Source organism: Microbacterium endophyticum, assembly GCF_011047135.1.
In the GTDB taxonomy this organism is placed as follows: Bacteria; Actinomycetota; Actinomycetes; order Actinomycetales; family Microbacteriaceae; genus Microbacterium; species Microbacterium endophyticum.
In genome coordinates this window covers 1,879,856-1,903,776 of record NZ_CP049255.1, presented here as the reverse complement: position 1 = coordinate 1,903,776, position 23,921 = coordinate 1,879,856, and the positions used below count along the sequence as shown (strand labels likewise).

Annotated in this window: 26 protein-coding genes; 10 read left to right on the top strand and 16 right to left on the bottom strand. The window is 62.1% G+C overall.

What is annotated here, in order from left to right; translation table 11 throughout:
• From araA to G6N83_RS08830, 4 genes are all read right to left on the bottom strand, one after another.
• Window positions 1-1,512, bottom strand: a complete 1,512-nt coding sequence (araA, locus tag G6N83_RS08845; protein ID WP_165141285.1) for an L-arabinose isomerase — start codon at window positions 1,510-1,512, stop codon at window positions 1-3.
• Window positions 1,513-1,598: 86 nt separating this feature from the next.
• The gene (locus tag G6N83_RS08840; RefSeq protein WP_241246157.1) at window positions 1,599-2,618 is read right to left on the bottom strand and encodes a LacI family DNA-binding transcriptional regulator; all 1,020 of its coding nucleotides are present in this window, start codon (window positions 2,616-2,618) and stop codon (window positions 1,599-1,601) included.
• The gene (locus G6N83_RS08835) at window positions 2,615-4,222 is read right to left on the bottom strand and encodes a xylulokinase (protein ID WP_183408430.1); all 1,608 of its coding nucleotides are present in this window, start codon (window positions 4,220-4,222) and stop codon (window positions 2,615-2,617) included. The genes G6N83_RS08840 and G6N83_RS08835 overlap by 4 nt, the downstream gene beginning before the upstream one ends.
• Window positions 4,223-4,390: 168 nt before the next feature.
• A complete protein-coding gene (locus G6N83_RS08830; protein WP_165141281.1) occupies window positions 4,391-4,816 on the bottom strand; it encodes a MarR family winged helix-turn-helix transcriptional regulator in 426 nt (141 codons plus the stop codon).
• A 68-nt stretch (window positions 4,817-4,884) separates the two neighbouring features.
• Between G6N83_RS08830 and G6N83_RS08825 the strand changes: the two genes are divergently transcribed.
• On the top strand, window positions 4,885-6,123 hold the full coding sequence (locus tag G6N83_RS08825; RefSeq protein ID WP_165141279.1) for a multidrug effflux MFS transporter: 1,239 nt from the start codon (window positions 4,885-4,887) through the stop codon (window positions 6,121-6,123).
• 57 nt (window positions 6,124-6,180) lie between these two features.
• Here the strand turns inward: G6N83_RS08825 and G6N83_RS08820 are convergent, their stop codons facing one another.
• The 5 genes from G6N83_RS08820 to G6N83_RS08800 form a co-directional block, all read right to left on the bottom strand.
• A complete protein-coding gene (locus tag G6N83_RS08820; protein WP_165141277.1) occupies window positions 6,181-7,077 on the bottom strand; it encodes an SDR family oxidoreductase in 897 nt (298 codons plus the stop codon).
• A 35-nt stretch (window positions 7,078-7,112) separates the two neighbouring features.
• Entirely contained in the window at window positions 7,113-7,913 is an 801-nt protein-coding gene (locus G6N83_RS08815; RefSeq protein ID WP_165141275.1) for an SDR family NAD(P)-dependent oxidoreductase, read from the bottom strand.
• A gap of 1 nt (window position 7,914) precedes the next feature.
• Window positions 7,915-8,829: an SMP-30/gluconolactonase/LRE family protein gene (locus tag G6N83_RS08810; RefSeq protein ID WP_165141273.1), complete on the bottom strand. Its 915-nt coding sequence runs from the start codon at window positions 8,827-8,829 to the stop codon at window positions 7,915-7,917.
• Window positions 8,819-10,639, bottom strand: a complete 1,821-nt coding sequence (locus tag G6N83_RS08805) for a glycoside hydrolase family 15 protein (RefSeq protein ID WP_165141271.1) — start codon at window positions 10,637-10,639, stop codon at window positions 8,819-8,821. Before G6N83_RS08805 ends, G6N83_RS08810 begins: the two co-directional genes overlap by 11 nt.
• Window positions 10,640-10,729: 90 nt before the next feature.
• A complete protein-coding gene (locus tag G6N83_RS08800) occupies window positions 10,730-11,173 on the bottom strand; it encodes a GNAT family N-acetyltransferase (protein ID WP_165141269.1) in 444 nt (147 codons plus the stop codon).
• A gap of 93 nt (window positions 11,174-11,266) precedes the next feature.
• On the opposite strand from G6N83_RS08800, the gene G6N83_RS08795 reads away from it, so the two are divergent.
• From G6N83_RS08795 to G6N83_RS08785, 3 genes are all read left to right on the top strand, one after another.
• A complete protein-coding gene (locus G6N83_RS08795) occupies window positions 11,267-11,992 on the top strand; it encodes an L-ribulose-5-phosphate 4-epimerase (protein ID WP_165141267.1) in 726 nt (241 codons plus the stop codon).
• Between the two features lie 172 nt (window positions 11,993-12,164).
• On the top strand, window positions 12,165-12,605 hold the full coding sequence (locus G6N83_RS08790; protein ID WP_183408429.1) for a MarR family winged helix-turn-helix transcriptional regulator: 441 nt from the start codon (window positions 12,165-12,167) through the stop codon (window positions 12,603-12,605).
• Window positions 12,606-12,631: 26 nt separating this feature from the next.
• Window positions 12,632-13,054 carry an organic hydroperoxide resistance protein gene (locus G6N83_RS08785; RefSeq protein WP_165141265.1) on the top strand — a complete coding sequence of 141 codons (423 nt, stop codon included), beginning with the start codon at window positions 12,632-12,634 and terminating at the stop codon, window positions 13,052-13,054.
• An 83-nt stretch (window positions 13,055-13,137) separates the two neighbouring features.
• Here G6N83_RS08785 and G6N83_RS08780 read toward each other — a convergent pair whose 3' ends face one another.
• Together G6N83_RS08780 and G6N83_RS08775 are read right to left on the bottom strand one after the other, a co-directional pair.
• Window positions 13,138-14,304, bottom strand: a complete 1,167-nt coding sequence (locus tag G6N83_RS08780) for a cystathionine gamma-synthase (protein WP_165141262.1) — start codon at window positions 14,302-14,304, stop codon at window positions 13,138-13,140.
• The gene (locus G6N83_RS08775) at window positions 14,301-15,293 is read right to left on the bottom strand and encodes a pyridoxal-phosphate dependent enzyme (RefSeq protein ID WP_165141260.1); all 993 of its coding nucleotides are present in this window, start codon (window positions 15,291-15,293) and stop codon (window positions 14,301-14,303) included. The genes G6N83_RS08780 and G6N83_RS08775 overlap by 4 nt, the downstream gene beginning before the upstream one ends.
• A gap of 193 nt (window positions 15,294-15,486) precedes the next feature.
• On the opposite strand from G6N83_RS08775, the gene G6N83_RS08770 reads away from it, so the two are divergent.
• Complete coding sequence (locus G6N83_RS08770) at window positions 15,487-16,065, top strand: flavin reductase family protein (protein ID WP_165141258.1); 579 nt, start codon at window positions 15,487-15,489, stop codon at window positions 16,063-16,065.
• A 23-nt stretch (window positions 16,066-16,088) separates the two neighbouring features.
• Here the strand turns inward: G6N83_RS08770 and G6N83_RS08765 are convergent, their stop codons facing one another.
• On the bottom strand, window positions 16,089-16,439 hold the full coding sequence (locus G6N83_RS08765; protein ID WP_165141256.1) for a DUF7882 family protein: 351 nt from the start codon (window positions 16,437-16,439) through the stop codon (window positions 16,089-16,091).
• A 139-nt stretch (window positions 16,440-16,578) separates the two neighbouring features.
• On the opposite strand from G6N83_RS08765, the gene G6N83_RS08760 reads away from it, so the two are divergent.
• Both G6N83_RS08760 and G6N83_RS08755 read left to right on the top strand, forming a co-directional pair.
• Window positions 16,579-16,737 (top strand): hypothetical protein, encoded by a 159-nt coding sequence (locus G6N83_RS08760; protein ID WP_165141254.1) that lies wholly within the window; start codon window positions 16,579-16,581, stop codon window positions 16,735-16,737.
• Window positions 16,738-16,787: 50 nt separating this feature from the next.
• Window positions 16,788-17,105 (top strand): DUF7882 family protein, encoded by a 318-nt coding sequence (locus G6N83_RS08755; protein WP_165141252.1) that lies wholly within the window; start codon window positions 16,788-16,790, stop codon window positions 17,103-17,105.
• On the opposite strand, the gene G6N83_RS08750 is transcribed toward G6N83_RS08755, so the two are convergent.
• Window positions 17,102-17,557, bottom strand: coding sequence for a MarR family transcriptional regulator (locus G6N83_RS08750; protein WP_165141250.1), 456 nt, complete (start codon window positions 17,555-17,557; stop codon window positions 17,102-17,104). The two genes, G6N83_RS08755 and G6N83_RS08750, sit on opposite strands and share 4 nt — an antisense overlap.
• A gap of 85 nt (window positions 17,558-17,642) precedes the next feature.
• Window positions 17,643-18,134, bottom strand: a complete 492-nt coding sequence (locus G6N83_RS08745) for a MarR family winged helix-turn-helix transcriptional regulator (protein WP_165141248.1) — start codon at window positions 18,132-18,134, stop codon at window positions 17,643-17,645.
• A 260-nt stretch (window positions 18,135-18,394) separates the two neighbouring features.
• Between G6N83_RS08745 and G6N83_RS08740 the strand changes: the two genes are divergently transcribed.
• Both G6N83_RS08740 and G6N83_RS08735 read left to right on the top strand, forming a co-directional pair.
• The gene (locus tag G6N83_RS08740; protein WP_165141246.1) at window positions 18,395-18,763 is read left to right on the top strand and encodes a hypothetical protein; all 369 of its coding nucleotides are present in this window, start codon (window positions 18,395-18,397) and stop codon (window positions 18,761-18,763) included.
• Window positions 18,764-18,811: 48 nt separating this feature from the next.
• On the top strand, window positions 18,812-19,609 hold the full coding sequence (locus tag G6N83_RS08735; protein ID WP_165141244.1) for a transglutaminase-like domain-containing protein: 798 nt from the start codon (window positions 18,812-18,814) through the stop codon (window positions 19,607-19,609).
• On the opposite strand, the gene G6N83_RS08730 is transcribed toward G6N83_RS08735, so the two are convergent.
• The gene (locus G6N83_RS08730; RefSeq protein ID WP_165141242.1) at window positions 19,596-20,759 is read right to left on the bottom strand and encodes a MalY/PatB family protein; all 1,164 of its coding nucleotides are present in this window, start codon (window positions 20,757-20,759) and stop codon (window positions 19,596-19,598) included. The genes G6N83_RS08735 and G6N83_RS08730 overlap by 14 nt on opposite strands.
• A 56-nt stretch (window positions 20,760-20,815) precedes the next feature.
• Here G6N83_RS08730 and G6N83_RS08725 point away from each other — a divergent pair, with 56 nt between their 5' ends.
• Entirely contained in the window at window positions 20,816-21,445 is a 630-nt protein-coding gene (locus G6N83_RS08725) for a TetR/AcrR family transcriptional regulator (RefSeq protein WP_165141240.1), read from the top strand.
• On the opposite strand, the gene G6N83_RS08720 is transcribed toward G6N83_RS08725, so the two are convergent.
• Window positions 21,442-23,865 carry a glycoside hydrolase family 2 TIM barrel-domain containing protein gene (locus G6N83_RS08720; protein WP_165141238.1) on the bottom strand — a complete coding sequence of 808 codons (2,424 nt, stop codon included), beginning with the start codon at window positions 23,863-23,865 and terminating at the stop codon, window positions 21,442-21,444. The genes G6N83_RS08725 and G6N83_RS08720 overlap by 4 nt on opposite strands.
• Window positions 23,866-23,921: the final 56 nt, after the last annotated feature.

Genomic DNA, 23,921 nt, shown 5'->3' with positions numbered 1-23,921 from the left:
TTAGATCCCCTGCGCGAGACGGTAGTAGGCAGCGTTCCAGCGCAGTTCCTGCTGAAAACCACGTACCGTCGTTTCGTTGTCGATAACGACGAGCTCGGTCTTGGCAATCTCGGCGAAGTCACGGAACACGTCGATACCAACGGCGGTGGTCATCACCGTGTGGTGTGCGGCGCCGGCTGCAAGCCAGCACGCGGCGCTCGTTGCGAAGTTGGGCTCGGGCTGCCACACAGCGCGACCGACGGGAAGCTTCGGCAGATCGGGCGATTCGACGTTTTCGACAACATTGGCGACGAGACGGAACCGGTCGCGCATGTCACTCATGGCGACAACGAGCGCCGGGCCCGGGTCAGCTGTGAAGACAAGGCGCACCGGGTCTTCTTTTCCACCGATACCGAGCGGGTGAATTTCAAGTTTGGCCTTCTGGCTCGAAAGCGAAGGGGCCACTTCGAGCATGTGAGCGCCGAGGATTCTCTCGGCTCCGGGAACGAGATCGTAGGTGTAGTCCTCCATGAGGCTCGCACCTCCGGGAAGGCCCGAACCCATCACGTTCGCAATGCGCACGAGAATGGCCGTCTTCCAGTCACCCTCGGCGCCGAAACCGTAGCCCTCTGCCATGAGGCGCTGCACGGCGAGACCCGGCAGCTGCTTGAGCGAGCCCAGGTCTTCGAACGACGTCGTGAAGGCGCCGAAGCCGCCCTCTTCGAGGAACGAACGCAGGCCCAGCTCGATCGCGGCACCGTCGCGCAGCGACTGGTGACGCTCGCCGCCCGGCAACAACTCAGGCTGCACGTCGTAGAGCTCGGCATATTCTGCGACAAGAGCGTCGATGTCAGCGGATTCTGCCTGAGCTACGGCATCCGCGAGCTCGTTGACGCCCCACGTGTTGACCTGTACGCCAAACCGCAGCTCGGCCTCGGTCTTGTCCCCCTCGGTCACTGCGACGTAACGCATGTTGTCGCCGAAACGTGCGAGCTTGAGGCTGCGTGACGCGGCCCACCCCGCACTCGCGCGCTGCCAGTCTTCAACCTGCTGCAGCACGGCGGGGTTCGAGACGTGCCCGACAACAGTCTTCCGTGCAATGCCCAGGCGTGACTGGATGTAGCCGAACTCACGGTCACCGTGAGCGGCCTGGTTGAGGTTCATGAAGTCGAAGTCGATCTCGCTCCACGGCAGCTCGACATTCGCCTGTGTGTGCAAGTGCAAAAGGGGCTTACGAAGCGCATCAAGGCCCGAGATCCACATCTTCGCGGGGCTGAACGTGTGCATCCACGCGATGACACCGATGACATTATCGCGAGCGTTCACATCGAGGGCAAGGCGACGGATGCTGTCGGCATCCTTCAGAACGGGCTGCCACACGACCTTCACCGGAAGACCGCCGAGGCCGGCCGCGACAGCCTGAGACTGCGCGGCTACCTGTCGAAGCGTCTCTTCGCCGTACAGATTCTGGCTGCCGGTGACAAACCAGATCTCGTAGCCGTCAAGGGATGTGGAAAGCGGAGTGCGGCTCATGTGTCTTCCTTGTCTCGGGGGCGCATCGATGCGCCGGCGCCGTAAATATGTTACCGGTCACATGGAGTGAATGCCACCTGTTGCTGTCACGACCGGGCGGGGCGCGCCGTCGAATCGCGTTCGATCAACACGGGACTTTGAGCGGACGCCAGGGCGGAGAGTCCTAAAACATCAGCGACACACCGACCACCCTCCGCTACGACATCCACGCGAATCGTGGTCAACGCTGGCCGGTAGTAGGCAGCATCCGGGTTGTCGTCGAAACCGACGATGCTGAGGTCTTCGGGCACACGAACGCCCGCTTCTCGCAGCCCAGTCGTCAGTCCGAGCGCCATTTGATCATTTGCCACGACGATGGCTGTCGGCCCGCCGGAACGACGCACAGCGGCCGCCACCTCAGCAGCGCAGGCGGCTCCGTCTGCTGCAGACCAGTTGCCGCGCCATTCGCGCACGCACTCAAGCCCGTGAGACGAAAGCGCATCGGTGAAACCGGCCGCTCGCGCCGACTCTTCGAGCCAGCTTTCCGGGCCCCCGAGGCGAGCGATGCGGCGGTGCCCAAGCGACACAAGATGTTCCACGGCGAGCACCGCAGCATCCCGCTGCACACGCTGACCGTCGCCCCCGTGAAGTTCGACGATAGGGATTCCCGCCGCACGTTTCTCGAGCAGCTGACGGGTCCCGGCGCGAAGCGCGACGAGGACGATCCCGTCGACGCCCTGACCCAGAAGGTGATCGACCGCGTCATCGACCGAGGCCTCTTCGGTTGCGTCGGCATAGGTCGTCGCGACCCAACGACCCGCGGTGCGCGCGGCCGCTTCCACGGCGGCAATACCGACCGCCGGACCGAAAAGCGCCGTATCGGATGCCACGATCCCGAGGGTTCGTGATTCGCGAGTTCCGAGAGCGCGGGCCGCGTTGTTTACTCGGTAGTTGAGAGTGGCCATCGCCCCCAGCACACGCTGACGAGTCTCGTCGCGAATGCTCGGATGCTCATTCAGTACCCGAGAGACAGTTTGCGCCGACACTCCCGCCGCCGCTGCGACCTCGCGCACGCCCACCTTCTGACGCGCCGGCAGCAAACCCTCGGGTTCGCTATCGCCGCTCACGCGAGCGCATCCACCGCCGCGCGCTCGGCAGCAAGCCCAGCGCGATAACGCTCGAGGTAACGAGCAAAGCCCGCGACGTCGTCTGCACTCGGCTCGACAACAGCGAATGCCGAGTCGCCGAACACTGCGTCGGACAGGTACGCACCGAGATCACGACCGTCAGCCTTCACCGTGTACGCGGCAAGAACTGCGATGCCCCATGCTCCACCCTCGCCCGCTGTCTCTGCCACCGCGACCGGCGCATCGATGGCGCCCGCAAGGACACGCTGAGCGACACCCGCCGTCTTGAAGAGACCGCCGTGCGCATACATCGCATCGATCTTCACTCCTTCTTCGGCAAGCACACGCATACCCAGCGCGAGCGTGGCAAAGACTCCGTAAATCTGAGCGCGCATGAAGTTCGGCAGAGAGAGCGTGCTGTCGGGCGTCCGCACGACCAGCGGTCGACCCTCGCTGAGTCCGGCAATCGGCTCACCCGAGAGGTGGTTGTACGCGAGCAATCCGCCGGCGTCACTCTCACCTGCGAGCGCCTGCGTGAACAGCGTTTCAAAAACGGCATCCCCATCGATCGGCTGACCCGCTGCTGTTGCGAAGTCGGAGAACAAACGCACCCACGCCGACAATTCGCTCGCGCCGTTGTTACAGTGCACCATCGCGACGGGGTCACCCGCGGGCGTTGTCACAACGTCGAGCTCTTCATGCACGCGGCTGAGCGAACGTTCCAAAACGACCATCGAAAAAATGCTCGTGCCGGCACTGACGTTTCCGGTTCGAGGAGCCACCGCGCACGTCGCAACCATCCCGGTGCCAGCGTCACCCTCGGGCGGGCAGAACGGAATGCCCGCACGAAGAGTTCCCGAGGTGTCGAGTAGCGCCGCGCCTTCGCTTGTCAGGCTTCCCGCCTGCGCCCCCGCCGCGAGAACACTCGGTAGCACCTCGGCGAGCCGGAACCCGGGGTGACGGTCAGCGACGAGGCTGTCGTAGCTTTCCCGAAGTTTGGCGTCGTAGTTCTTTGTCACCGGATCGATCGGGAACACGCCTGACGCATCACCCACGCCGAGAACCTTCTGGCCTGTCAGCCGCCAGTGCACGTATCCCGCAAGGGTCGTGAGGGTTCGCACCTCGCCGACGTGCTCTTCTTCGTCGAGCACAGCCTGGTGGAGATGCGCAATCGACCAGCGCAGCGGAATGTTGACACCAAACAGGTCGGTCAGCTCAGTTGCTGCGGGCCCCGTACGGGTGTTCCGCCACGTGCGGAACGGGGTGAGAAGGTGATCTTCGGCATCGAACGCGAGATATCCGTGCATCATCGCCGAGACGCCGATCGCGTCGAACGACGCAACAGCCAGCCCGTAACGTTTCCGGATGCTGTCGCTCAGTGCCGCGTAGGCCGCCTGCACGCCGCTCCACACGTCTTCGAGCGAGTACGTCCAGGTGCGATCGACGAACTGGTTCTCCCACTCGTGGCTGCCTGTCGCCACCACCTGCGTGGGGTCATCGGTGAGCACGAGACACGCTTTGATTCGCGTCGAGCCGAGTTCGATTCCGAGCGATGTGCGCCCGGCCGCGACGGCGTCCTTCACAACATTCGTCGTCTCGGTCATGTTCTCTGCTGACTGGCCACTCATAGAACCACTCCGTTCTCGACCGCGCACCACCGCCCGGCTTTACCGTCCACGCGGCCGAATCACCGCTGGCATAGATGTTACCGGTCACAAACTAAGTAATCGATCTGACTACATACCAGTGTGAAACCGGAGGCAACTACTCCCCTATAAACCTTCGGCAACCCGCTCGATAAAGCGTTTTGCCGCACCAAGATCTTCATTACTCCCAGCAAGGGCCGCTCGCATGCGCTGCGCCAAGTATTCGCGAATCTTCGCGCTCGTCTCGTGAGCGAGGTCGGTGAGCTCGATACGCACGAGCCGCGAATCTTCGTCATCGTGTCGACGGACGACGAGACCGTGCGACTCGAGTCCTCGGAGCGCAACGCTGAGGTTGCTGCGTCGGAGCCCGGTCCCTTCAGCGATAGCACTCGGCGTGCCATGCGGATGCCGTTGGATCCACCGCAGCGCCGTGATTTCGGTACCGGTCAACGAGACGACTCCCGGCACGTGCGAACCTCGCGGTTCGATCTCGCGACCGATCCGCAGAATCGTCTCAGCGAGCTCCGCAAGATCATCATCGTTTGAGGCCACAGCGCCATGCTACGCGAACTTCCGCTATAGTTATGGTTACATAACCATTACTCACTCACGGGAGAACTATGTCCACGGACACCGCCACGACACCCACATCGCCGTCGGTAACGACGGCCGCCAAGGTGAGCGTCCCGGTACTTCTTGTCCTTGCACTGCTCTCGGCGATTGCCCCCTTCGCGACTGACCTCTATCTACCGGCGTTCCCCGAGATGGTCATCGACCTCAGTACGACGGCGACCCTCGTTCAACTCACCCTCACGGCGTTCCTTCTCGGTATCACGCTCGGCCAGCTCGTCTTCGGCTCCCTCTCCGATCGATTTGGTCGAATGACTCCGCTGATCGCTGGATCATTGCTCTGTGTCGCGGCATCCGTCGTGGCCGTCTTCGCGCCGACAGTCGCGGTACTCATCGTGGCTCGGTTCGTTCAGGGTCTCGGCGCTGCAGCGGGAATGGTGATCGGTCGCGCCATCATCTCTGACGTGTCATCGGGCAAAGCCGCCGCACGCGCCTTCAGCCTCATGATGATCGTCGGTGGCGTCGCGCCCGTCATAGCTCCGCTGGTGGGCGGGTTCCTCGTCAGTCCGCTGGGGTGGCGCGGGATCCTCGCGGTTGTTCTCGGCCTCTCGGTCCTCATGCTCGCCTCGATCTTCGTGGTGCTCAAGGAGTCGTTCCCCCGCGAAGCGCGTGCCCAGCGCCGTGCACAGATCCAGTCGGGAAACTCACCCTGCACCGAACTACTCTCCAGGAAATACATCGGTTACACGGCCACTTTCGGCTTCGCATTTGCCGTCATGATGGCTTATATCTCGGCATCCCCCTTCGTCTACCAAGACATGATGGGCATGACTGCCCTGCAATACGGGCTCTGCTTCGGCGTCAATGCACTCGGCCTCGTCATCACAAGCGCGATCTCAGCGCACCTCGCCGCTACTCGATCGGTGCGAGCCCTGCTCACAGGCGGCATCGCGGCCCTCACCGCATCGACCGTCGTGTTCGTACTGATCGCCTCGAGCGGTGCACCCGCCATCTGGCTCGCTCTTCCGTTGTTCACGGCAGTTGCGAGTCTTGGTTTCGTACTCGGAAACTGCACGTCTCTCGCCCTCGCGGCCGCCCCCCGCTCTGCAGGGCTCGGATCAGCGTTCCTCGGAGCCCTGCAGTTCGGCTTGGCCGCTATCGTTTCGCCGCTCGTAAGCCTCGGCGGCACGATGACGGCGATGCCGCTTGCGATCGTCATGATCATCTGCGCCGTGATTGCGAGCGTTTCACTCCTCGTTGCCCGGCGCGCTGACAAGGTCTTGTCATAGCCGAAGAACAGTCTCGTCGTAACCGAAAAACAGGCCCTTCGTCTCTTGCCGTGGTCGTTACGGCGTCGGCATGCCGCCGTTGACGTTGAGCGTCTCCCCAACGACATAGCTCGACTCGGCCGATGCCAAGAAGACATATGCCGGTGCGAGCTCCGCGGGTTGCCCCATTCGACCGAGAGCAGTTTCGGCGCCAAAATTCTCGATCTTGTCCTGCGGCTGGCCGTCCGTCACTTGCAGCGGGGTCCAAATCGGCCCGGGTGCCACAGCGTTCACGCGAATCCCTTTGGGTGCGAGTTGCTCGGCAAGCGCCTTCGTGAACGCGTTGATCGTCGCTTTCGTCGAAGCATAGTCAACCAGGATGCCGGCGGGCTTATACGCCTGCACACTCGTCGTGTTGATGATCGTTGACCCCGGAACCAGATGCTTCAACGCAGCTTTCGATATCCAGAACATCGCAAAAACGTTGGTCGTGAAGGTCGATTCGAACTGATCGTCCGTGAGAGTCTCGAGGTCGTCGTTCCACACCTGCTTTCCCGCGTTGTTCACGAGGATATCGAGCCCACCGAGGCCCTTCGCCGCGTCTTCGACCAGCTTTTCAGCGAAGGTGTGATCGCGGATATCACCGGGTAAGAGCACGGCGATGCGTCCAGCGTCGCGAACGAATGCAGCAATCCGATCGGCATCCTCTTGCTCTTCGGGCAGGTAGCTCAGCGCGACGTCGGCACCCTCTCGCGCATAGGCGATTGCCGTCGCTGCACCGATGCCGGAGTCGGCACCGGTAATCAGAGCCTTTCGGCCAGTGAGGCGGCCCGTGCCGCGGTAGGTCTGCTCTCCCAGATCAGCTCGCGGCGAGAGCTCAGCATCGAGCCCCGGCTCTTGCTGGTGCTGCGCGGACGGCTCGATGTCGCTGTAAAGATCGACGGGATTGGTAAAGGTGTACTGGTCACGAATCATTGTTTCTCCCTCGTGGGTGGTCGATCGAACGTTGCCTAGATGGTGGCGACAGATCCCGAATCGACGCGGTAGTTGGAACCGTTGACGAACGATGCGAGGTCAGAGCACAAGAACGCGATCACGTTCGCGACCTCTGCTGGCTCACCGCGGCGCTTTAGCTCCATGTATGGACGTTCCTCGTCGAGGAACGTCGTGATGGCTTGCTTGGGTGTCACATCGAGCTTCGCGGCGCGCTTTTGCATCATCGCGTCGGTCATCGGAGTGTGGATGAACGCCGGCGAGACAGCGTTGACAAGCAAGCCTTCGAGTGCGTAGGAGCGGGAAAGGCCCTTCGCGAGAGCCAGGATGCCGGCTTTCGCAGCACAGTAGGGCAGCTCATCGTCGTATGGCTGCACGGCATCTTCTGAGGCGAGAAGCACGAGACGACCCCAGCCACCGCGCCGGAGCATCGGCAAAAACTGGCGAATTAGTCGCACCGGTCCGATCAGGTCGGTTTCGATCGTCTTGGTCCAGCCTTCGTCGGTGATCTCGTGAAAGAGACCCTGCGCACCGGTAACTCCTGCCGACTGCACCAGGATGTCGATGTCGCCGACCGCATCCTTCACGTTTTCGTGCAACTCCGCGAGCGAATCAACGCTCGTGATGTCGGCAGCGAATGCGAAAAGTCGGCCGCTGGGCGCCTTCAGGTTTTTTGCCGCCGTGTCGAGCTCGGCCTGATCCATGTCGCTGATCACGACAGTGGCACCCTCATCCAGAAGCAGCCGTGCTGTCTCCCAGCCGATTCCAGAGTCGGCACCGGTAATAAGGGCTGTGCGGCCTGAAATTCCGAGGTCCATCTCAGTTCCTTCCCATCGTGTTTTTCAGATGTGACGCTGATGCGCCAAACGTGTGAACGGCGTAGCCGTGTCCAACGCCATCGATTCGAAAAATTGCACCGCTGAGAGGGTGGGATTCGAGGTCGGCCTCTGTGAGGTTTTCGCGCGCTGTGCCCACGAACAACGAGCCAAGGTCCGGTCCCCCGAATGCCACCGATGTCACGTTTGGCGCAGAGACGGCGAACTCTTGCGACACCGCCGGAGTGCCATCGGCGTCACCCCAGAGCACCGCCGCGGACTCGCCATACAAGCCGTTGATGAATCCGCCCTCACGGCGCCGCACTAGACCGTCTGACATTCGCCCAACCAGGTAGGGCTCGAGCTCGCCAAGCTTGCCGTCCGAGCTATAACTCGCGCGGTACACAGTCTTCGTCGCGGTGTCAGTGACGAACATGATGTCGCCGCTATCGCTCCATTCGAAGCCATTGGCCACTGCGAATCCGCCGCGCAGCGTGCGCACACTACCGTCGGCTTCCACAGCTACCAAGGTTCCGTCTGGTTCGCCCGTGGTGATGTCCATCGAGCCCACCAGAAAGCGACCGAAGGGGTCCACCTTGCCCTCGTTGCAACGTATGCCGTCGTGCGAGTGCGTCACGTGAGCGATCGTGCGTTCGATGAGCCCGTCCGAATCGAGCGCCACCACGCGGTCTTTCAGGGCCGCAACGTAACCGCTGCCCACCGCAGGCTGCACAGCGGATACCGGCGGTGGCAGCTCAACCACGCGATCGTCGCTCCCGTCGACGTTTCCGTCCAGGCGGCCTCGATGCATCGTTCCCGCGGAGATATCGACCCACACCATCTCTTCGGTGCGAGCATCCCACCACAGGCTCTCGACGAGGATCGCGGGGCCCCGGCGAAAAACCGTCTCAGTGACCATCGGCAGCCTCCCCGGCGACTTCGCGGATAATGATCGCCGTATTGATGAGCGCCAAATGGCTGAGCCCCTGCGGAAGATTCCCCCAAAAGCTGCCGTCTCGCGCCGAGATCATCTCGGAGAACAGACCGACATCGTTACCACGGGTCACGAGGTCATCCATAAGCTCGATCGCTTCCGCGTGCCGACCCACACACGCGAGCGCCCCCGCCCGCCAGAACGCACAGGCAACAAAAGTATGTTCTTCGCGCTCGACGCCGCTGTAGCGATAAACCAGGCTGCCGTCGCCCAGCGCACCCGTGATCGCGTCGATCGTCGACGACATCCGTTCGCCCCGATCGAATCCGCTGGGAGCGTGCAGCAACACCGAAGCGTCAAGGTCGGTCGTGTCGGGATGCATTGTGTACGCGCGGGCCTCTTCTGACCAGCAGTTGGCTTCGATCCACTCGCGAATACGATCACGTTCAGCTGCCCACCTCGCCGCGGAACCCGCTACCTGACCAATCTCCGCCAGGTGCACAGCATCGTTCAGCGCCTGCCAGCACCCCATCTTCGACGACGTGTAGTGCTGCTCCCCCGGCAGCTCCCACATGCCGGCGTCGCGCTCCCGCCACACATCGCACACTCGATCGGCGATGACTGCGAGCATCCGGCCGGTCTCGATATCGAGCACATTGCCCGCATCGACGTACACCCGGCACACCGAGAAGAGATCGCCATAGACACCCAGCTGCAGCTGCCCCTGGGCCGGATTTCCAGTGACGACCGGGCCGATGCCCCGCCAACCCGGCACCTCGTGCACGTGAGTGTCGTCAGGGGCACTGCCATTCAAGCTGTAGAAGATGTGGAGCTCTGGTCCCGATTCACGGATCGAGCGCAGCAGCCACGAGACGGCGGCATGAGTCTCTTCGCGAAGACCGAAGTGAACGAGTGCACTCGCGGTGTAAGCGAGGTCACGTACCCATGCGAAGCGGTAGTCCCAGTTTTTTCCACCGGCAGGGTTCTCAGGCAGCGAACTCGTCGCGGCGGCAGCGATTGCGCCGGTGGGGCTAAAGATCAGCAGCTTCAAGGCCAGAGCGCTCCGTTGCACGTGCCTTTCCCAGGGCCCGTCGTACGAGAACTCCCTCGACCATGACCGCCAGTTCGAGATAGTGCGATCAACCCCACGATCGGCATCTTCCGCGCCCGGAATGTGCAGCGGCTCACCGCTCGTTGCCACGACTGCAATCACGTGGCGCGAATCTCTTTGGGTCGTGAACGTGCCGGTAGACGCTGGCGCGGCTTCAGCACCCGAGTCATGCTTTGTATTCGACTTGGGGCCGTGTTCGCCGCCGATGACAGCGATCGACACGTCACCGGCGCGGATAACATCACCGTGCGAGGTCTTCTGCACCCATGGCGAAACAGTGTGCAGAGCGGTGCCGACGTCGACGCGCCAGGCGAAGGCCACTTCACCTTCGATGCCGTCGATCCGCCGAACGAGCTGCGCCCACGGCAATCGACCGGCGGCTCCTGTCACGAGAGCATCGGTGACTTTCGCTCGACCATGCTCAGTCGTGAACGTCGTTTCGAGCACGTTGGTGCGGTCAACGTACTTTCGCGACACAGTGAACTCAGCGGTGGGGGCAAGCTGTATCGACCCACCTGTCTTATCGTCGAGGAGTCGCGCGAACACGGGCATCTCATCAAGATCGGGAGTCGGCATCCAGTCGATCTGACCGCGTGATCCGATAAGCGCGACGGTTCGCCCATCGCCGATCGCGGCGTATGCGCGCAGATCACTCCCGGACGCCACCTGTTCGCTTTTTGTCATCGCCGCAACGATAGGCATGCCAAAAGGACGCGAGGTGGGGGTTGCGCTCGCGACGTGTTTGGTGCACGAGGCTCGCGCGCCCCGCGGCGGTTACGAACGCCGCATCGGGACGTGAGGTATGCCATCTTCGGCAAATGCCGGCCCGCTGACGACAAATCCGAAACGGCCGTACCAGGCACTCAGATGCTCTTGCGCGTCCAGGTCGATCGGCACTCCGGGCCTTCTCTCTTCACACCGCGCAACGGCCCAAGCCATCAGGTCTCCGGCAATGCCGCGGCCACGGTATGCCGCGTCGGTTGCGACCCGCCCGATGCGCATCGCGTCGCCGTCGTCGAGCACGCGAAGAGTTGCCGTAACGGCAGCGGTCTCGTCATCGACGGCCCATGCCAGTTCCGCCCCGGGCTCGATGTCTCGACCATCGAGATCGGGATAGGCGGCGTCTTGCTCGACGACGAACACCATCAGTCGCAGGCGCGCGATGGCATACAGCGTCGAAGGTGAGATGTCGGCGACCGCCGAAAAATGCCGCGTCATAGTCACTCGCTCACGTTACCGGTCTGGGTGTGCGCGCAGGAGAGCGCCAGACCTGGAAAACTGGTGCGGAGCATCCTGAAAGGACATCACCCGATGACTTCACCTCTTTCCGCCGCCGTTCGCGACGAAATCGAACGCACCCGCAAGATCGTCGCCGATCTTCACGCTGAGCTCCCCCGATGGGAACTCGTGGTCTGGACCGCGGGCAATGTGTCGCAGCGCGTCAAGGTTCCGGGCGGAGACGACCTGTTCGTCATCAAGCCCTCCGGCGTCTCTTACGACGATCTCTCAGCCGAGACGATGGTCGTGTGCGACCTCGACGGCAACCTCGTCGAGGGAGCAAAAGCACCGTCGTCCGACACTGCGGCTCACGCCTACGTGTACAAGCACATGCCCAACGTTGGCGGCGTCGTGCACACACACTCCACATTCGCGACGGCATGGGCGATGAACCAGGAGGCGATCCCCTGCACGCTGACGATGATGGCCGACGAATTCGGCGGCCCCATCCCGATCGGACCCTTCGCGCTCATCGGTGACGACTCGATCGGACGCGGCATCGTCGATACGCTCTCGGGTGGCCGCAGCCGAGCCGTGCTCATGGCGAACCATGGACCATTCACTATCGGACGTGACGGTAAAGATGCCGTCAAAGCCGCGGTCATGGTCGAAGAAGTGGCACGCGCAGTGCACAGCGCCCGCCAGATGGGCACACCTGTGCCCATCGAAACGCACTTGATCGACTCCCTGTGGGACCGCTATCAGAATGTGTATGGCCAGGGCGGCTCCGAAACCGCTCCGCTCACCCTCTCGATCTAGCCGACCCGCGCGCAGACTCCACATTCGGTCTCGCCGAAGGGTCGCAACACGCCGTATTGATCCGCGCCGATGCGGGATATCGCGGCGTGTTGCGACCCCTCGGCGAGTGTGAAAAGGCAATGCATCGGCTCAATGAGTTGTGCGCAATTTAGTTGGGTGCAATACTTTTGGAATGAACGCGGTCGACAAAATGGTGTGCTTTTCGCTGTACTCCGCTAGTCGCGCGACAACCCAGGCGTACCGCAGCCTTCTCAAGCCGTGGGATCTCACGTATCCGCAGTACCTCGTGCTCGTAAGTCTCTGGTCAGAAGGGCCTCTTTCGGTGGGCGCACTCGGCGAAGCGCTCGATCTCGACTCGGGCACGCTCTCGCCGCTACTGCGCCGACTTGACTCAGCCGGCCTCGTCACACGCACACGTGAAGCTCCCGACGAGCGAATTGTCACGGTCTCTCTCACTGACCGCGGCCGGGAGCTCCGGAGCGAAATGCGCGAACTTCCCTCTCAGGCACTGGCGTGCATGAATCTCACTCCAGCCGCCGCGACCGCACTTTTGGAAGCGCTGCAGAGTTACAGCAAGAGCATGCGCCAACCCCACTCACTTCCTATTTCCTGACGTATCTCCAACCGAAAGGCAGAACCATGGACGTTCTTTACACCGCAGAAGCACTCGCAACCGGCGGAGGCCGCAACGGCCACGTCGCGACGGTCGACGGCATCATCAACTCCGACGTGCGCGTCCCTAAGGAGATGGGTGGCGAGGGCGGCGCCCCCAACCCCGAGCTCTACTTCGCTGCTGGTTACGCCGCATGCTTCCACAGCGCACTGCAGTCGGTTGCTCGCGCGCAGAAAGTCACGCTGAACGACACGAGCGTCGGGTCGCGCGTACAGATCGGCCCGAACGGCGAAGGTGGATTCCAGCTCGCCGTTCAGCTCGAGGTTGTCATCCCCGAGATGGAGCACGACAAAGCACAGGCGCTCGCCGACGCAGCACACCAGGTGTGCCCGTACTCCAACGCGACCCGCGGCAATATCGAAGTGACAGTAACCGTCGTCGAGGACTAATCCTCAGTCCACCCGACATACCCCGGATGCTGGGGGCCATGACCGTGATGATCTCACCACCGTGGCCCCCAGTTTTCTTTGGTTCAGAGCAGGGCGAGCGCCTGGTCGAGGTCAGCGATCAGGTCATCGATGTTCTCGATGCCGACAGACAGGCGGACAACCTCTTCCGGAACGGCGAGCTCGGTGCCACGCACCGACGCATGGGTCATCGCGTCCGGGTAGTTCAGAAGGGACTCGACGCCGCCGAGTGATTCAGCGAGCGTGAACAGCTGCGTCGACTCGGCGAACTTCCGAGCCGCTGCGCCGTCGACGAGCGCGAGCGAGACAATCCCACCAAAGCCCGTCATCTGGCGCGCTGCGAGTTCATGTCCAGGGTGGGATTCGAGCCCGGGGTAGTAAACCCGAGCAACGCGCCTATGCGACTCGAGGAACGATGCAACGGCTCCACCGTTCTCACTGTGTCGCTGCATCCGGACCGCCAGCGTCTTTATTCCGCGCGTCGTGAGCCAGGCATCCATCGGTCCAGAAACAGCACCCGCGGCGAACTGCAGGAACTTGGCCTGTTCCGCAAGATCGTCATCGTTGATGACGAGGGCTCCGCCGACCACGTCGGAGTGGCCACCCAGGTACTTCGTCGTCGAGTGCACAACAACATCGGCGCCGAGCGCCAGCGGCTGCTGCAGCGCCGGTGAGGCGAACGTGTTGTCAACGACCACTACGGCCCCGGCGGCGTGACCGAGATCGGCAAGGCCCGCGATATCGGTGATGCGCAGCAATGGGTTGCTCGGCGTTTCCACCCAGAGGACTCTTGCTGGGCGCTCTTCGAGGGCGGCACGAACCGCTTCGAGGTTGCTCATGTCCACGACGCGAAGACCAACGCCCCACGGAGCGAACACCCGCGCAATGAGGCGATATGTGCCACCGTAGACGTCGTTTCCGAGGAGCACTTCGTCGCCCGGTCGCAGTACAGCCCGCAGTAGAGCATCCTCGGCAGCGAGACCGGAAGCAAACGAAAGAGCGTGTGCGCCTCCTTCGATCGCTGCGAGCTGCGACTCGAGAGCCGTACGCGTCGGGTTACCGCTACGCCCGTATTCGTACCCCCCGCGAAGACCACCGATGCCATCCTGCGCATACGTCGTAGAAAAATGCACCGGCGGAATCACGGCGCCCGTCGTAGGGTCGAATGCTTGCCCGGCATGGACTGCGAGGCTTTCGAAGCCTCGGGCTGCGGATGCTGCTGCTTCGGTCATGAGTGAGTCCTTGCCGTTGCTGTTGATTGAGTGTCACTGTCATAGCCGCGTGCATTCATCCACGCGTCGTCGAAGATTTTGCTGAGGTAGCCCCGGCCGTGATCGGGCAGTAGCACGACAACCACGGCTTCCGCTGGCAGCTCACGGGCCTCACGAAGCGCCGCGACTACCGCCATACCGCTCGAGCCTCCAACGAGTAGTCCCTCTTCACGCGCGAGCCGACGCGTCATCGCAAAAGACTCACCGTCGCCGACCCGGTGAAACTGATCGACGATGCGACGGTTGTACGCCTCGGGCCAGAAATCCTCGCCGACGCCTTCGACGTCGTAGGTGTGAATCGGGCCGCCCGAGTAGATCGATCCCACGGGATCGGCGCCGACGATCCGAACTGCGCCGTCCGAAACCTTCTTCAGGTATCCGCCCGCTCCGCTTATCGTGCCGCCGGTACCGACTCCGGCCACGAAGTGGGTGACCTTTCCGTCGGTGTCGCGCCAGATCTCGGGCCCGGTCGACTCGAAGTGGCTGCGTGGGCCCTGCAGATTGCCGTATTGATTGGGCTTGAACGCGCCGGGAATCGATTGGGCGAGGCTGTCAGAGACGCTGTAATAAGAACGTGGATCGTCGGGTTCAACCGATGTCGGCGTGACGATGACTTCAGCGCCGTATGCCCGAAGCACTGCCCGCTTGTCTTCCGCGACCTTGTCGGGCACAACGAAAACGCAGCGGTACCCCCGTTGTTGCGCGACGAGAGCGAGGCCAACCCCGGTGTTGCCGCTCGTCGGTTCGACAATCGTTCCGCCCGGCAGCAGCAGGCCATCTTCTTCGGCGGCGTCGAGAATATTGGCGGCGATGCGGTCTTTCGACGAGCCACCCGGGTTGAAGTACTCGACCTTGGCGAGAACTGTGGCACTTATGCCAGCTGTCACACGGTTCAGCCGTACGAGAGGTGTGTTTCCGACGAGGTCGGTGACGTTTTGCGCGTATCGCAAGAGGTGTCCTGAGGGGTGTGGCGCGAAAGAGTGCGCGCATGGCTGATGTCGGTTAGAGGGAGGGCGAAGCCACTCAGCGACAACAACGACAGATCAGCACGGGTGTGAGCGTAGCCGGTTCGTACGCATTCGGCCAGTCCACACTGAAGACACATCGGCGCGTGGCACACATCTGACCACTAAAGTTGTGTGTATGGCTCAGTTCACACACGCCGCGGCATCCGACGACGAGGGCCTGTCGGCATCCGCTTCTCTCACTGGGTCGCTCAGTGCCGATGAGTTCAAGGCAGTGTTCCGCGGTCACCCCGGTGGTGTCGCCGTCATCACGGCCGATGCCGGAAACGGCCCGGTCGCCTTGACCGCGACGTCCGTTTCGTCAGTCAGCGCTGATCCCCCGCTGTTGATCTTCTCGATTTCGTCGCAGTCTTCGGCAGCACCGACGATTTCGGCCGCGAAGACCATCGTCGTGCACCTGTTGGACGCCGCCGACGTCGATGTAGCGCGTCTTGCTGCAACCAGCGGCATCGACCGGTTCGCCGACACTACGGCGTGGTCTCGCCTCACATCAGGTGAGCCCGTTTACCACGGCGTGCGCGCGTGGGTTCGATGCAGTGTGATCGATCGAATGGATGCCGGTGGCTCCACAGTGATCGCGGCTCACGCTCTTCAGGCCAGCATCGCTCGCGACGTCGAGCCGGGCGATCACGGGGACGCGCTGGTTTACCACAACCGCACCTGGCATCGCCTCGGCGACCACTCTCGTCTGGGCTAATCAACGCCTGACAAGCACGCTTCCTATGCGACGGCAGCCGCAGACAGGCGTCGGGGGCGATCGACGGAATCGGGTATCAGCTGATCCATGTTGATAGACAATCCGCCCGAGGAGTTCGCGGATACCGCCAGTTCTTGCAAGAACGCCGCGTTCAGTTGCTCAGCTTCAACACTTTCGAAAACAAAACGAAGTGCGATCGACGGCTGAATCCAGATCGTGCTTCTGCCACCCGGCGACGCGTCGGTGTGTCGCCACGACAGAGTGAAGCTCTCGCCGCGACGAAGTTTTGTCGCGACAACCACCTTCAGATGAGCAAGAAGGCGGTCAGGAAAGTGAATGGGAGCCTCAGTGCTGCCGTAGTACAACGAACCCATCTAGGCTCCGATCTCTGGAATTAACTAACTTCTAGTTTAGCTAGTTATTAACAATTCGTCTCCCCCCGAAAACTGAACACGAAATGTCACCCATTTCAACCCCCACCCGCGATGCGTGCGGGGTCGATAGGTTCCTCGGATGGTGTACGTATTGCACGGCGGACCCAGGGCGGGGCAGATCGTCGACGACCTGCCGAACAATTACCGCATCGACAAACCCCAGGAGTCACCCCAAACCGTGGAAGTATTCGACGGACTCATGGCAGATGTCGCTCGCTGGCGGCCCATGTTCGGCTAGTGACCCCGTTGTGCACATAGTTAACCCTCATGCGCGTGTAGTCTCTCTTCGTGGGAAAACTGATTTACACATCGTCGGGCCAGTCGTTCGACATCGAAGACCGAGCTCTTGCCCACCTTCGCGTGGTCTTCATGAACAAGCTGCGGCGTGCAGAGCCATTCATGTTTCACGTAGCCATCGGAGACGGCAGCGGCTCACGTACCGTATGGATACATCCAGCGATCGCTATCGTCTTCCACTTCTACGGCAGTCGACCACCCGCGATGAATCGCCACTGGATCGACGCACTCATGCACGAAGCGAGCAGCTCTCATGGCCTCACTCTTCTCCCCGAGCCTGAGGCGGGCGAGAAAGAACCGTCCCGCTAGGTGCACTCGCGGTCGACGGCATCGGCCACCTCAGTGAGAAACTGAGAGACCTTTTTCGCTTCCGAATCGGAGAGCAACCTCGCCATTTTGCGAATCTGAGCCGTCAACGGGTCGATGTCGTCGGGGTCAGCCCCGCGATCGAACGGAACCACCAGCTTGCTACGCCTATCACGCGGATTCGGCGCAAAAGCAACCATCCGGCCTGCATGCAACCGGTCCAGCATCCCGGTGACCGACGCCGTCGAAACGCCAAGGAACTCGGCAATCGACGTCGGAGTGACTTCCTCGCCCGCGTCAGTGCGTTCCAGCACGAATCGCATTGCGGCACGCGCGTTCTCGCTGGGTCCGCAATCGGTTTGCCTGCGGCGAGCCAATCGCGACTCGGACAGCCGCAGCCGCTCGACCGCGCGCGCTGCGGCATCCAACGCGGTCATGTCATCTGTCGTGGTCATATCGCCTCGATCTGGTTAAGTCTGAGCTCGTCCGCTGCCCATTATAGTTAGGCTGCCTGACTAGTTTGGCCGATTCGAAGATGAGCTAGCTCAGCATTCGAAGAACTCGCGCCAGCGTCGCTTGGTCAGATCGGCTCACTCCCGAGAGCGCTTCGGCCTCTGTTCTTGCGAGCTCCCGCATCGCGCCGTCAACACGATCTGCGCCCTCGGTCGTTATGGTGACAAGCACTCCCCTGCCATCTCGAGGACTCGGCCGTCGAACGATGAGACCTCGGCCAGAGAGCTTGTCTAGTCGCGTCGTCATTGCCGCGCTTCCGATCATCGTGGCTTCGATGAGCTGCGACGGACTCAGTTCACCGTGCTCGTCGCGCCGAAGCGCCGCCAACACGTCGAACTCCCACGAGCGGAGCTCTGCCGATGCAAAAGCACGCGCTCGCAAAACCGCAAGTCGGTGGGATGCGCGACGCAACCGCGACATGACGTCGAGCGGCGTGAGGTCTACGTCGGGGAGCAGGCGCGACCACACATCGATGAGCAGATCAACGTCGTCGTCACGATGCCCTGAACTCTCCGTCATGACTGCGACGGTACCGCGTAACAGGCGAGCTCGCGGGATTCACCGTCGTGGAGCTTCACGAAGACGTAGGGCTTTCACGCCGCACTCGTTCTCTTGTTTTGCGTCGAAAGGAATTGCCGTTTTCGGCATCCCCGACGGGCACCCGGTCCAAGACAGTGCTGAGCTGCGGGCGAACATCATCGAGAACGGGTCGAGTAGCACGTCGCCGCGGTAAGTCAATGCCCTATCGCCGAACGAAAAAACGGCGAAGAGTTGCGCAAATGGGATGGGGCCCGGAATCAAAGGGGATGATCGAGATGGCAGGCGGCGGCACGACATACGATACGTTCCGTGGCAACAACTGGCGACGAGCCGGAAGTGACGACGACGAACGATTCGTTCTAGAGCGAGTTGATGACCGACAGTGGACGCTGTTGGACCGACGATCGAACATCGACAACGACGTTCTCGCGTACATCACCGAGATCGCTGACGAAGATTCGGTGATCGTGTCGTGGTGTTCACGCGTACCTTTGGGCACTCGTTACCTCACACTGGACGATGTGCTCGCGGAGCTGCGTGAATGGTCTGAGCGAACACCGGGGCACTCAAAGCCGAATCGGATTCCGAGCTATCCGCCGCTTCGCTGATATCTGCGACAGCAGACGTGAACCACGCTCCTCTGACATGATGAGCGCATGAAGAGGGAAGTCTCAAGCCGTATCGTCTTGTCGATCACCGCCCCCGCCGATCTCGTTTTCACCATCGCGGTGTCGGGTCATTCCACTCCCAAGAGCGAAGCATTCATCGCAACGCTTGACGGAAGCGCGCTTCCGGTCACAGAGCTCAGCGACGCTCACGAGACTCGCCTGCACCGCGTGCTCGCCGGCATCGGCGAACTCGTCGTCGACTACAGTGCGATCATCGAAGGCTCAGGCGAGCCCGCTGCCGCGAGCGATACCGACCTGCTCACATATGTTCGGCCGAGCCGCTACTCGGAGTCAGATGCCCTCGCGCCCACTGCTGCCGCTGAGTTCTCGGGGATTTCCGACCACCGAGAGCTTCTCACCGCGGTCTCATCGTGGGTGGGCACACGCCTCGCGTACGTGTCCGGCTCGTCGCTTCCCACGGACGGCGCGGTCCGCACGCTGCTTGCCCGCAAAGGCGTGTGCCGTGACTACTCTCACCTGTGCGTCGCGCTCTTGCGTTCGCTCGGGGTACCGGCACGGCTCGTCGCGGTATACGCGCCAGGTCTCAGTCCCATGGATTTTCACGCCGTCGCTGAGGCATGGGTTGAGGGGAAATGGTGCGTCGTTGACGCGACCACCCTCGCACCCCGCTCGAGCCTCGTGCGCATAGCAACCGGCAGGGATGCCGCCGACACGGCGTTTCTCAACGTGATCTCTGGACGCGCCGATCTCGTCAGCGTGGAAGTCACCGCTGTTGCAGATTCGCTACCGATGGACGATCTGAGTCACACCGTCAGTATTTCTTGAGCGCGGCGCCCATCTGCTCGATGGCCTGACGCATCAGCGGGCGCGGAAGTGCGAAGACAAAGCGCGTGTGCCCGATCGCGGCTTGGCCGCACGATGCTCCGTCGGTCATCGCCACCTGCGCGTTCTCTCGGAACCACTCCCCGAGATCGCCCTCCAGACCGTAGTCGCGAAAATCGATCAGCGCGATATAGGTACCCTCCGGCAGTGTCATTTTCGCTCGCGGCAGGTGCTCTGCGACCAACTCAGCGAGAAGCGTGCGGTTGCCGTCGAGGTAGGCAACGACAGTGTCGAGCCATTCTCCGCCGGCGGAGTACGCGGCAGTGTTGGCCAGGACCCCCAGCGTCGAGGTGCCGTGCCCTGCCCAGAAGCCGAGCTCTTCCCACACTGCGGCATCAGCGTCATTCGACAGGATCACCTGCGCACATTTCAACCCCGCAAGGTTCCACGCTTTAGAGGCTGAAGCGGCCGTCAGCGTGTGCGCTGCGGCATCCGCTGAGACGGATGCGTATGGCACGTGGTGCGCGCCAGCGTACACAAGCGGCGCGTGAATCTCGTCTGAGAACACCCGACCACCCTTGTCATGCACGACGGCGGAGGTGGCGAGCAGTTCGTCACGCGTGAAAACCGTGCCGAGGGGGTTGTGCGGGTTGCAGAGAACGAGGAGCCCCGCGCCGTCATCGAAGGCCCGCGCAATTCCTTCGAGATCCATGACCATGCGCCCGTCGACGCTGATGCTCGGCACTTCGATCACTTCGCGTCCGAGCATCGGAGGTACCAGCAAAAAGGGCATGTAAGCCGGCGTCGGAACGATCACCGCGGAGCCAGGCTCCGTGAAATTCTTGATAGCAAGCTCGAATGCTGCAATCACGTCGGGAACGTGATGCACCCGGTCGGCCGGAACACTCCAGCCGTAGTGACTCTTGTACCAAGAGGCCGTCGCCGCGGAAAGCTCGTTCGCAAGCTGCGCGGGAAGGTAGCCGGTGACGCCACGAACAATCGCGTCTTTGACTGCACTCCCCACCGCCGGCGCCATGCCGAAATCCATCTCGGCGACGAAGGCGCCAATGGAGTCGGGAAACATCGTCCATTTCATACTTCCGTTGGCTCTGAGTTCAGACTCGGTGATGGCGTCAAAATCTGGAGTTGGCATAACTCGATTCTCGCGTAGGAAGCGTGCTGCGCGGGTCGCGGTACTCTCAAATGAGCATGGTCGAAAACAGCACGACTTCTCCACGGAAACGGCGTGGCCCCTACGCAAAGTCTGATGGGCGTCGCCGCGAGATTCTCGCTGCGGCGACACAGGTTTTCGGCGTCAATGGATACCGAGCAGGATCACTGAAAGAAATCGCCGCGGTCGTCGGCATGAATCCGACGTCGCTCCTTCACTATTTCCCTACGAAGGATGCGCTTCTTCAAGCAGTGCTCGATGAGCGCGACAAAGTCTCCGACGAAGTAGCTGGCACCGCGGTCGGCGCTGCCGCCGATCCTGCAGATCTTCCCAAAGCCTTTCTCCTCATCGCTCAAAACAATCAGGACGTCCCTGGAATTATCGGGCTATATACGCTGCTTGCTGCCGAATCAGCGACACCGGGACATCCGACGCACGAATACTTCGTCGCTCGGTATGAGCGCGTCAGAGAGCAGTTCCGAAGGGCCTTCGCACGTCTGGAGGCAGCCGGTCTGCTCGCCCCCGGAATCACAGCTGAGTACGCTGCGGCGTCCACGCTGGGGCTCTGGGATGGCATCCAGATGCAGTGGATGATCGATCCCGACGCTGTCGACGTCGTCGCCCATCTTCGGCGCCATCTCAGCATGATCACGCTCGCCGAGATCTAACGCTCGGCTTCAGCAGTTTCCACCTGAAGGTTCAGCACGACGTCGGCATAGCCCTCGGACGACACCGTGACGGTGGCATTTCCGATAGCGCTAGGTCTCACGACTGCGAGGGCGCGCCCGTCGAAGGTGCGCCAGGTGTGCGAGTCGAAGCGCTCGGTCGTCGCAGGGTTCGCGCTGCTCATACCCGCGAGAGCCGCAGCGCCCGACACCGTGACCGAAACCTCGCGGTCAGCATCTGTCACGAGCCTGCCGTCGGCGTCTCGAAACTCGATCTCCACATGGGAAAGGTCTGCATCGTCGTTTCGTAGTCGTGCGCGATCGGCGCGCGCGACGAGCACCGCCTCGCCCGCCGTCGTCAGCGTCGTGCGCCCGACCTCTATGCCGTTCTCGTACGCCAGAGCGGTCAAGGTTCCCGGTCGATATACGGTGTCGATCACAGCCATCATCGGCAGCACTTCGCCGACTCGCGCGCGACCGATCTCGTCACCGTCACGGAGGAGAGCCACCTCGTCGGCCGAGGCGTACACCTCAACGGTCACCGGCTTTTGTTCGTATCCAGACCAGGTCCACGAAGACACCGAGTCGCTCCAGGCCCACAGCGATGAATTGACGATCTCGACGCCGAAGTGCTCCGGACGTCGCACCGCGATGAACGGCTCGCTTCGAAGGCCATAGACAATCTCGCGGTAGTACGAGGCTGGGCGGCGCCACCCGGTGATGTCGAGGTCTCCCGACCATGCTGTGAGGTACGGGAATTCCCGCTCGAGCCGGCCCGATGCATTGCTGTCACCGGCGTACGTGCGAGACCCGATGCCGACTTCGCCGAGATAGTCCCACCCGGTCCAAGAGAAGTCGCCGATCACGTTGTCGTTGGCGCAAATCATCGGCCACAGCCGACCGATCTGCGACGGGAAAGACTCTGAGCCGACGATCACGCGGTGCACGAAGGCCTCGGCGTCGATGCTGTACCGCGACTCCGCGTAGTTGAGGCCCAGCACGTCAAGGACCGACGATGACTCTTCGATGCGATCGCTTGCGGAGCTGCTTGCACTGATCGCGTTGAAAACGTTGCCGTCGGCCATCGCGGCGTTCAAACCACCCAGTTGTTCAACGATCTCTGGAACCTCGTCGATGATCGCCAACAGCGCGTTGACACCGTTCGTCACGGGTCGCGTCGGGTCGAGTGCGCGCACGCGCTCGGCGAGGCGTCGGGCCCATCGGGCGCCATGCGGCGTGCCGACCTCTGCGATCTCATTTCCAATCGAGTACATGATGACGCTCGGGTGGTTGCGATCCTTCGCGACCATCGATTCAAGGTCCGCGGTCCACCACTGTGGAAACTCGGCCGCATAGTCGAAGGGCGTCTTGAAACGCGTCCACATGTCGAACGCCTCATCGAGCACCAGCATCCCCACCCGGTCGCACGCGTCGAGCATGCCCACGGACACCGGGTTGTGCGCCGCTCTGATCGCATTAAATCCAGCGGCCTTCAAGAGCTCGATACGGCGCTCTTCCGCGCGCCCGATCGCAGCAGCGCCCAGCGCGCCGTTGTCGTGGTGGACGCAGGCCCCGCGAAGCAGAATCTTCTCACCGTTGATACGAAGACCTTTGCGCGGATCGACGGTGACGGTGCGGATGCCAAAGCTGCTCCGCACTCGACTTTCGCGCCCTTCGATCGAGACCTCTGCCGTGTACAGCGAGGGGTGATCCGGTGACCACAACTCTGGTTCGGAGACATAGAAACGTTGTCGAACGATCGACTTCTCTCCGGGCGCTAGCGTGACCGGAGTGTTGTCGCCTTCGACGATGGATGCCGCGGCATCCGTGATCTCGGTCCGCACCCGCACCGTCTGGGTCGTCATACCGGCGTTCGCCACGGTGGTCGCGATGTCAACGACGGCTTGGTCGTCTTCGACCCGCACTGTGCTGATGCTGAGCCCGTCGGGAACGACATGCACCGGTTCATCGACGTGCAGCACGACCGGACGGTGGAGACCAGCGCCGGAATACCAGCGGGAGTCTTCACCTGCGCGCACCTCGATACGAAGAGCGTTCTTCTTGCCAAACACGAGGTAGGGCGTGAGGTCGACAAAGAAACGCGCGTATCCGTCGGCCCGATTTCCTGCGAACTCTTCGTTGATGAAGATCTGCGCTCGACGAAACGCACCCTGGATTTCCAGCCGCACGAGACGACCTACCCACTCACGTGGCACCTCAAACTCTTTGAGGTAAGTGAATGCGCCACGCGGAAAATAGGCGCCCGCACCTCGACCCGGCGCATCGGCTCGACGCTCTTCATCTCGCAGTGCGTCGTGCGGCAGGCGAACGGCCGTATTAGCTTTCGCTTCACCGAACGCACCCGCGAAAGGGCCGATGGGTTGGCGGTAGGTCCAGTCGTCATTGAACGGATACGCGGTCATGATGTGAGGCTCCGAGATGTGCTCGAGGAACAGCAGGATTCATGACACGATACGCG

Excerpts from the sequence above, each read along its gene's own strand:
- araA (WP_165141285.1), bottom strand. The coding sequence starts at position 1,512 with ATGAGCCGCACTCCGCTTTCCACATCCCTTGACGGCTACGAGATCTGG.
- G6N83_RS08835 (WP_183408430.1), bottom strand. The coding sequence starts at position 4,222 with ATGACCGAGACGACGAATGTTGTGAAGGACGCCGTCGCGGCCGGGCGC.
- G6N83_RS08825 (WP_165141279.1), top strand. The coding sequence starts at position 4,885 with ATGTCCACGGACACCGCCACGACACCCACATCGCCGTCGGTAACGACG.
- G6N83_RS08820 (WP_165141277.1), bottom strand. The coding sequence starts at position 7,077 with ATGATTCGTGACCAGTACACCTTTACCAATCCCGTCGATCTTTACAGC.
- G6N83_RS08815 (WP_165141275.1), bottom strand. The coding sequence starts at position 7,913 with ATGGACCTCGGAATTTCAGGCCGCACAGCCCTTATTACCGGTGCCGAC.
- G6N83_RS08810 (WP_165141273.1), bottom strand. The coding sequence starts at position 8,829 with ATGGTCACTGAGACGGTTTTTCGCCGGGGCCCCGCGATCCTCGTCGAG.
- G6N83_RS08805 (WP_165141271.1), bottom strand. The coding sequence starts at position 10,639 with ATGACAAAAAGCGAACAGGTGGCGTCCGGGAGTGATCTGCGCGCATAC.
- G6N83_RS08800 (WP_165141269.1), bottom strand. The coding sequence starts at position 11,173 with ATGACGCGGCATTTTTCGGCGGTCGCCGACATCTCACCTTCGACGCTG.
- G6N83_RS08795 (WP_165141267.1), top strand. The coding sequence starts at position 11,267 with ATGACTTCACCTCTTTCCGCCGCCGTTCGCGACGAAATCGAACGCACC.
- G6N83_RS08790 (WP_183408429.1), top strand. The coding sequence starts at position 12,165 with ATGAACGCGGTCGACAAAATGGTGTGCTTTTCGCTGTACTCCGCTAGT.
- G6N83_RS08785 (WP_165141265.1), top strand. The coding sequence starts at position 12,632 with ATGGACGTTCTTTACACCGCAGAAGCACTCGCAACCGGCGGAGGCCGC.
- G6N83_RS08780 (WP_165141262.1), bottom strand. The coding sequence starts at position 14,304 with ATGACCGAAGCAGCAGCATCCGCAGCCCGAGGCTTCGAAAGCCTCGCA.
- G6N83_RS08770 (WP_165141258.1), top strand. The coding sequence starts at position 15,487 with ATGGCTCAGTTCACACACGCCGCGGCATCCGACGACGAGGGCCTGTCG.
- G6N83_RS08765 (WP_165141256.1), bottom strand. The coding sequence starts at position 16,439 with ATGGGTTCGTTGTACTACGGCAGCACTGAGGCTCCCATTCACTTTCCT.
- G6N83_RS08760 (WP_165141254.1), top strand. The coding sequence starts at position 16,579 with ATGGTGTACGTATTGCACGGCGGACCCAGGGCGGGGCAGATCGTCGAC.
- G6N83_RS08750 (WP_165141250.1), bottom strand. The coding sequence starts at position 17,557 with ATGACCACGACAGATGACATGACCGCGTTGGATGCCGCAGCGCGCGCG.
- G6N83_RS08745 (WP_165141248.1), bottom strand. The coding sequence starts at position 18,134 with ATGACGGAGAGTTCAGGGCATCGTGACGACGACGTTGATCTGCTCATC.
- G6N83_RS08740 (WP_165141246.1), top strand. The coding sequence starts at position 18,395 with ATGGGATGGGGCCCGGAATCAAAGGGGATGATCGAGATGGCAGGCGGC.
- G6N83_RS08735 (WP_165141244.1), top strand. The coding sequence starts at position 18,812 with ATGAAGAGGGAAGTCTCAAGCCGTATCGTCTTGTCGATCACCGCCCCC.
- G6N83_RS08730 (WP_165141242.1), bottom strand. The coding sequence starts at position 20,759 with ATGCCAACTCCAGATTTTGACGCCATCACCGAGTCTGAACTCAGAGCC.
- G6N83_RS08725 (WP_165141240.1), top strand. The coding sequence starts at position 20,816 with ATGGTCGAAAACAGCACGACTTCTCCACGGAAACGGCGTGGCCCCTAC.
- G6N83_RS08720 (WP_165141238.1), bottom strand. The coding sequence starts at position 23,865 with ATGACCGCGTATCCGTTCAATGACGACTGGACCTACCGCCAACCCATC.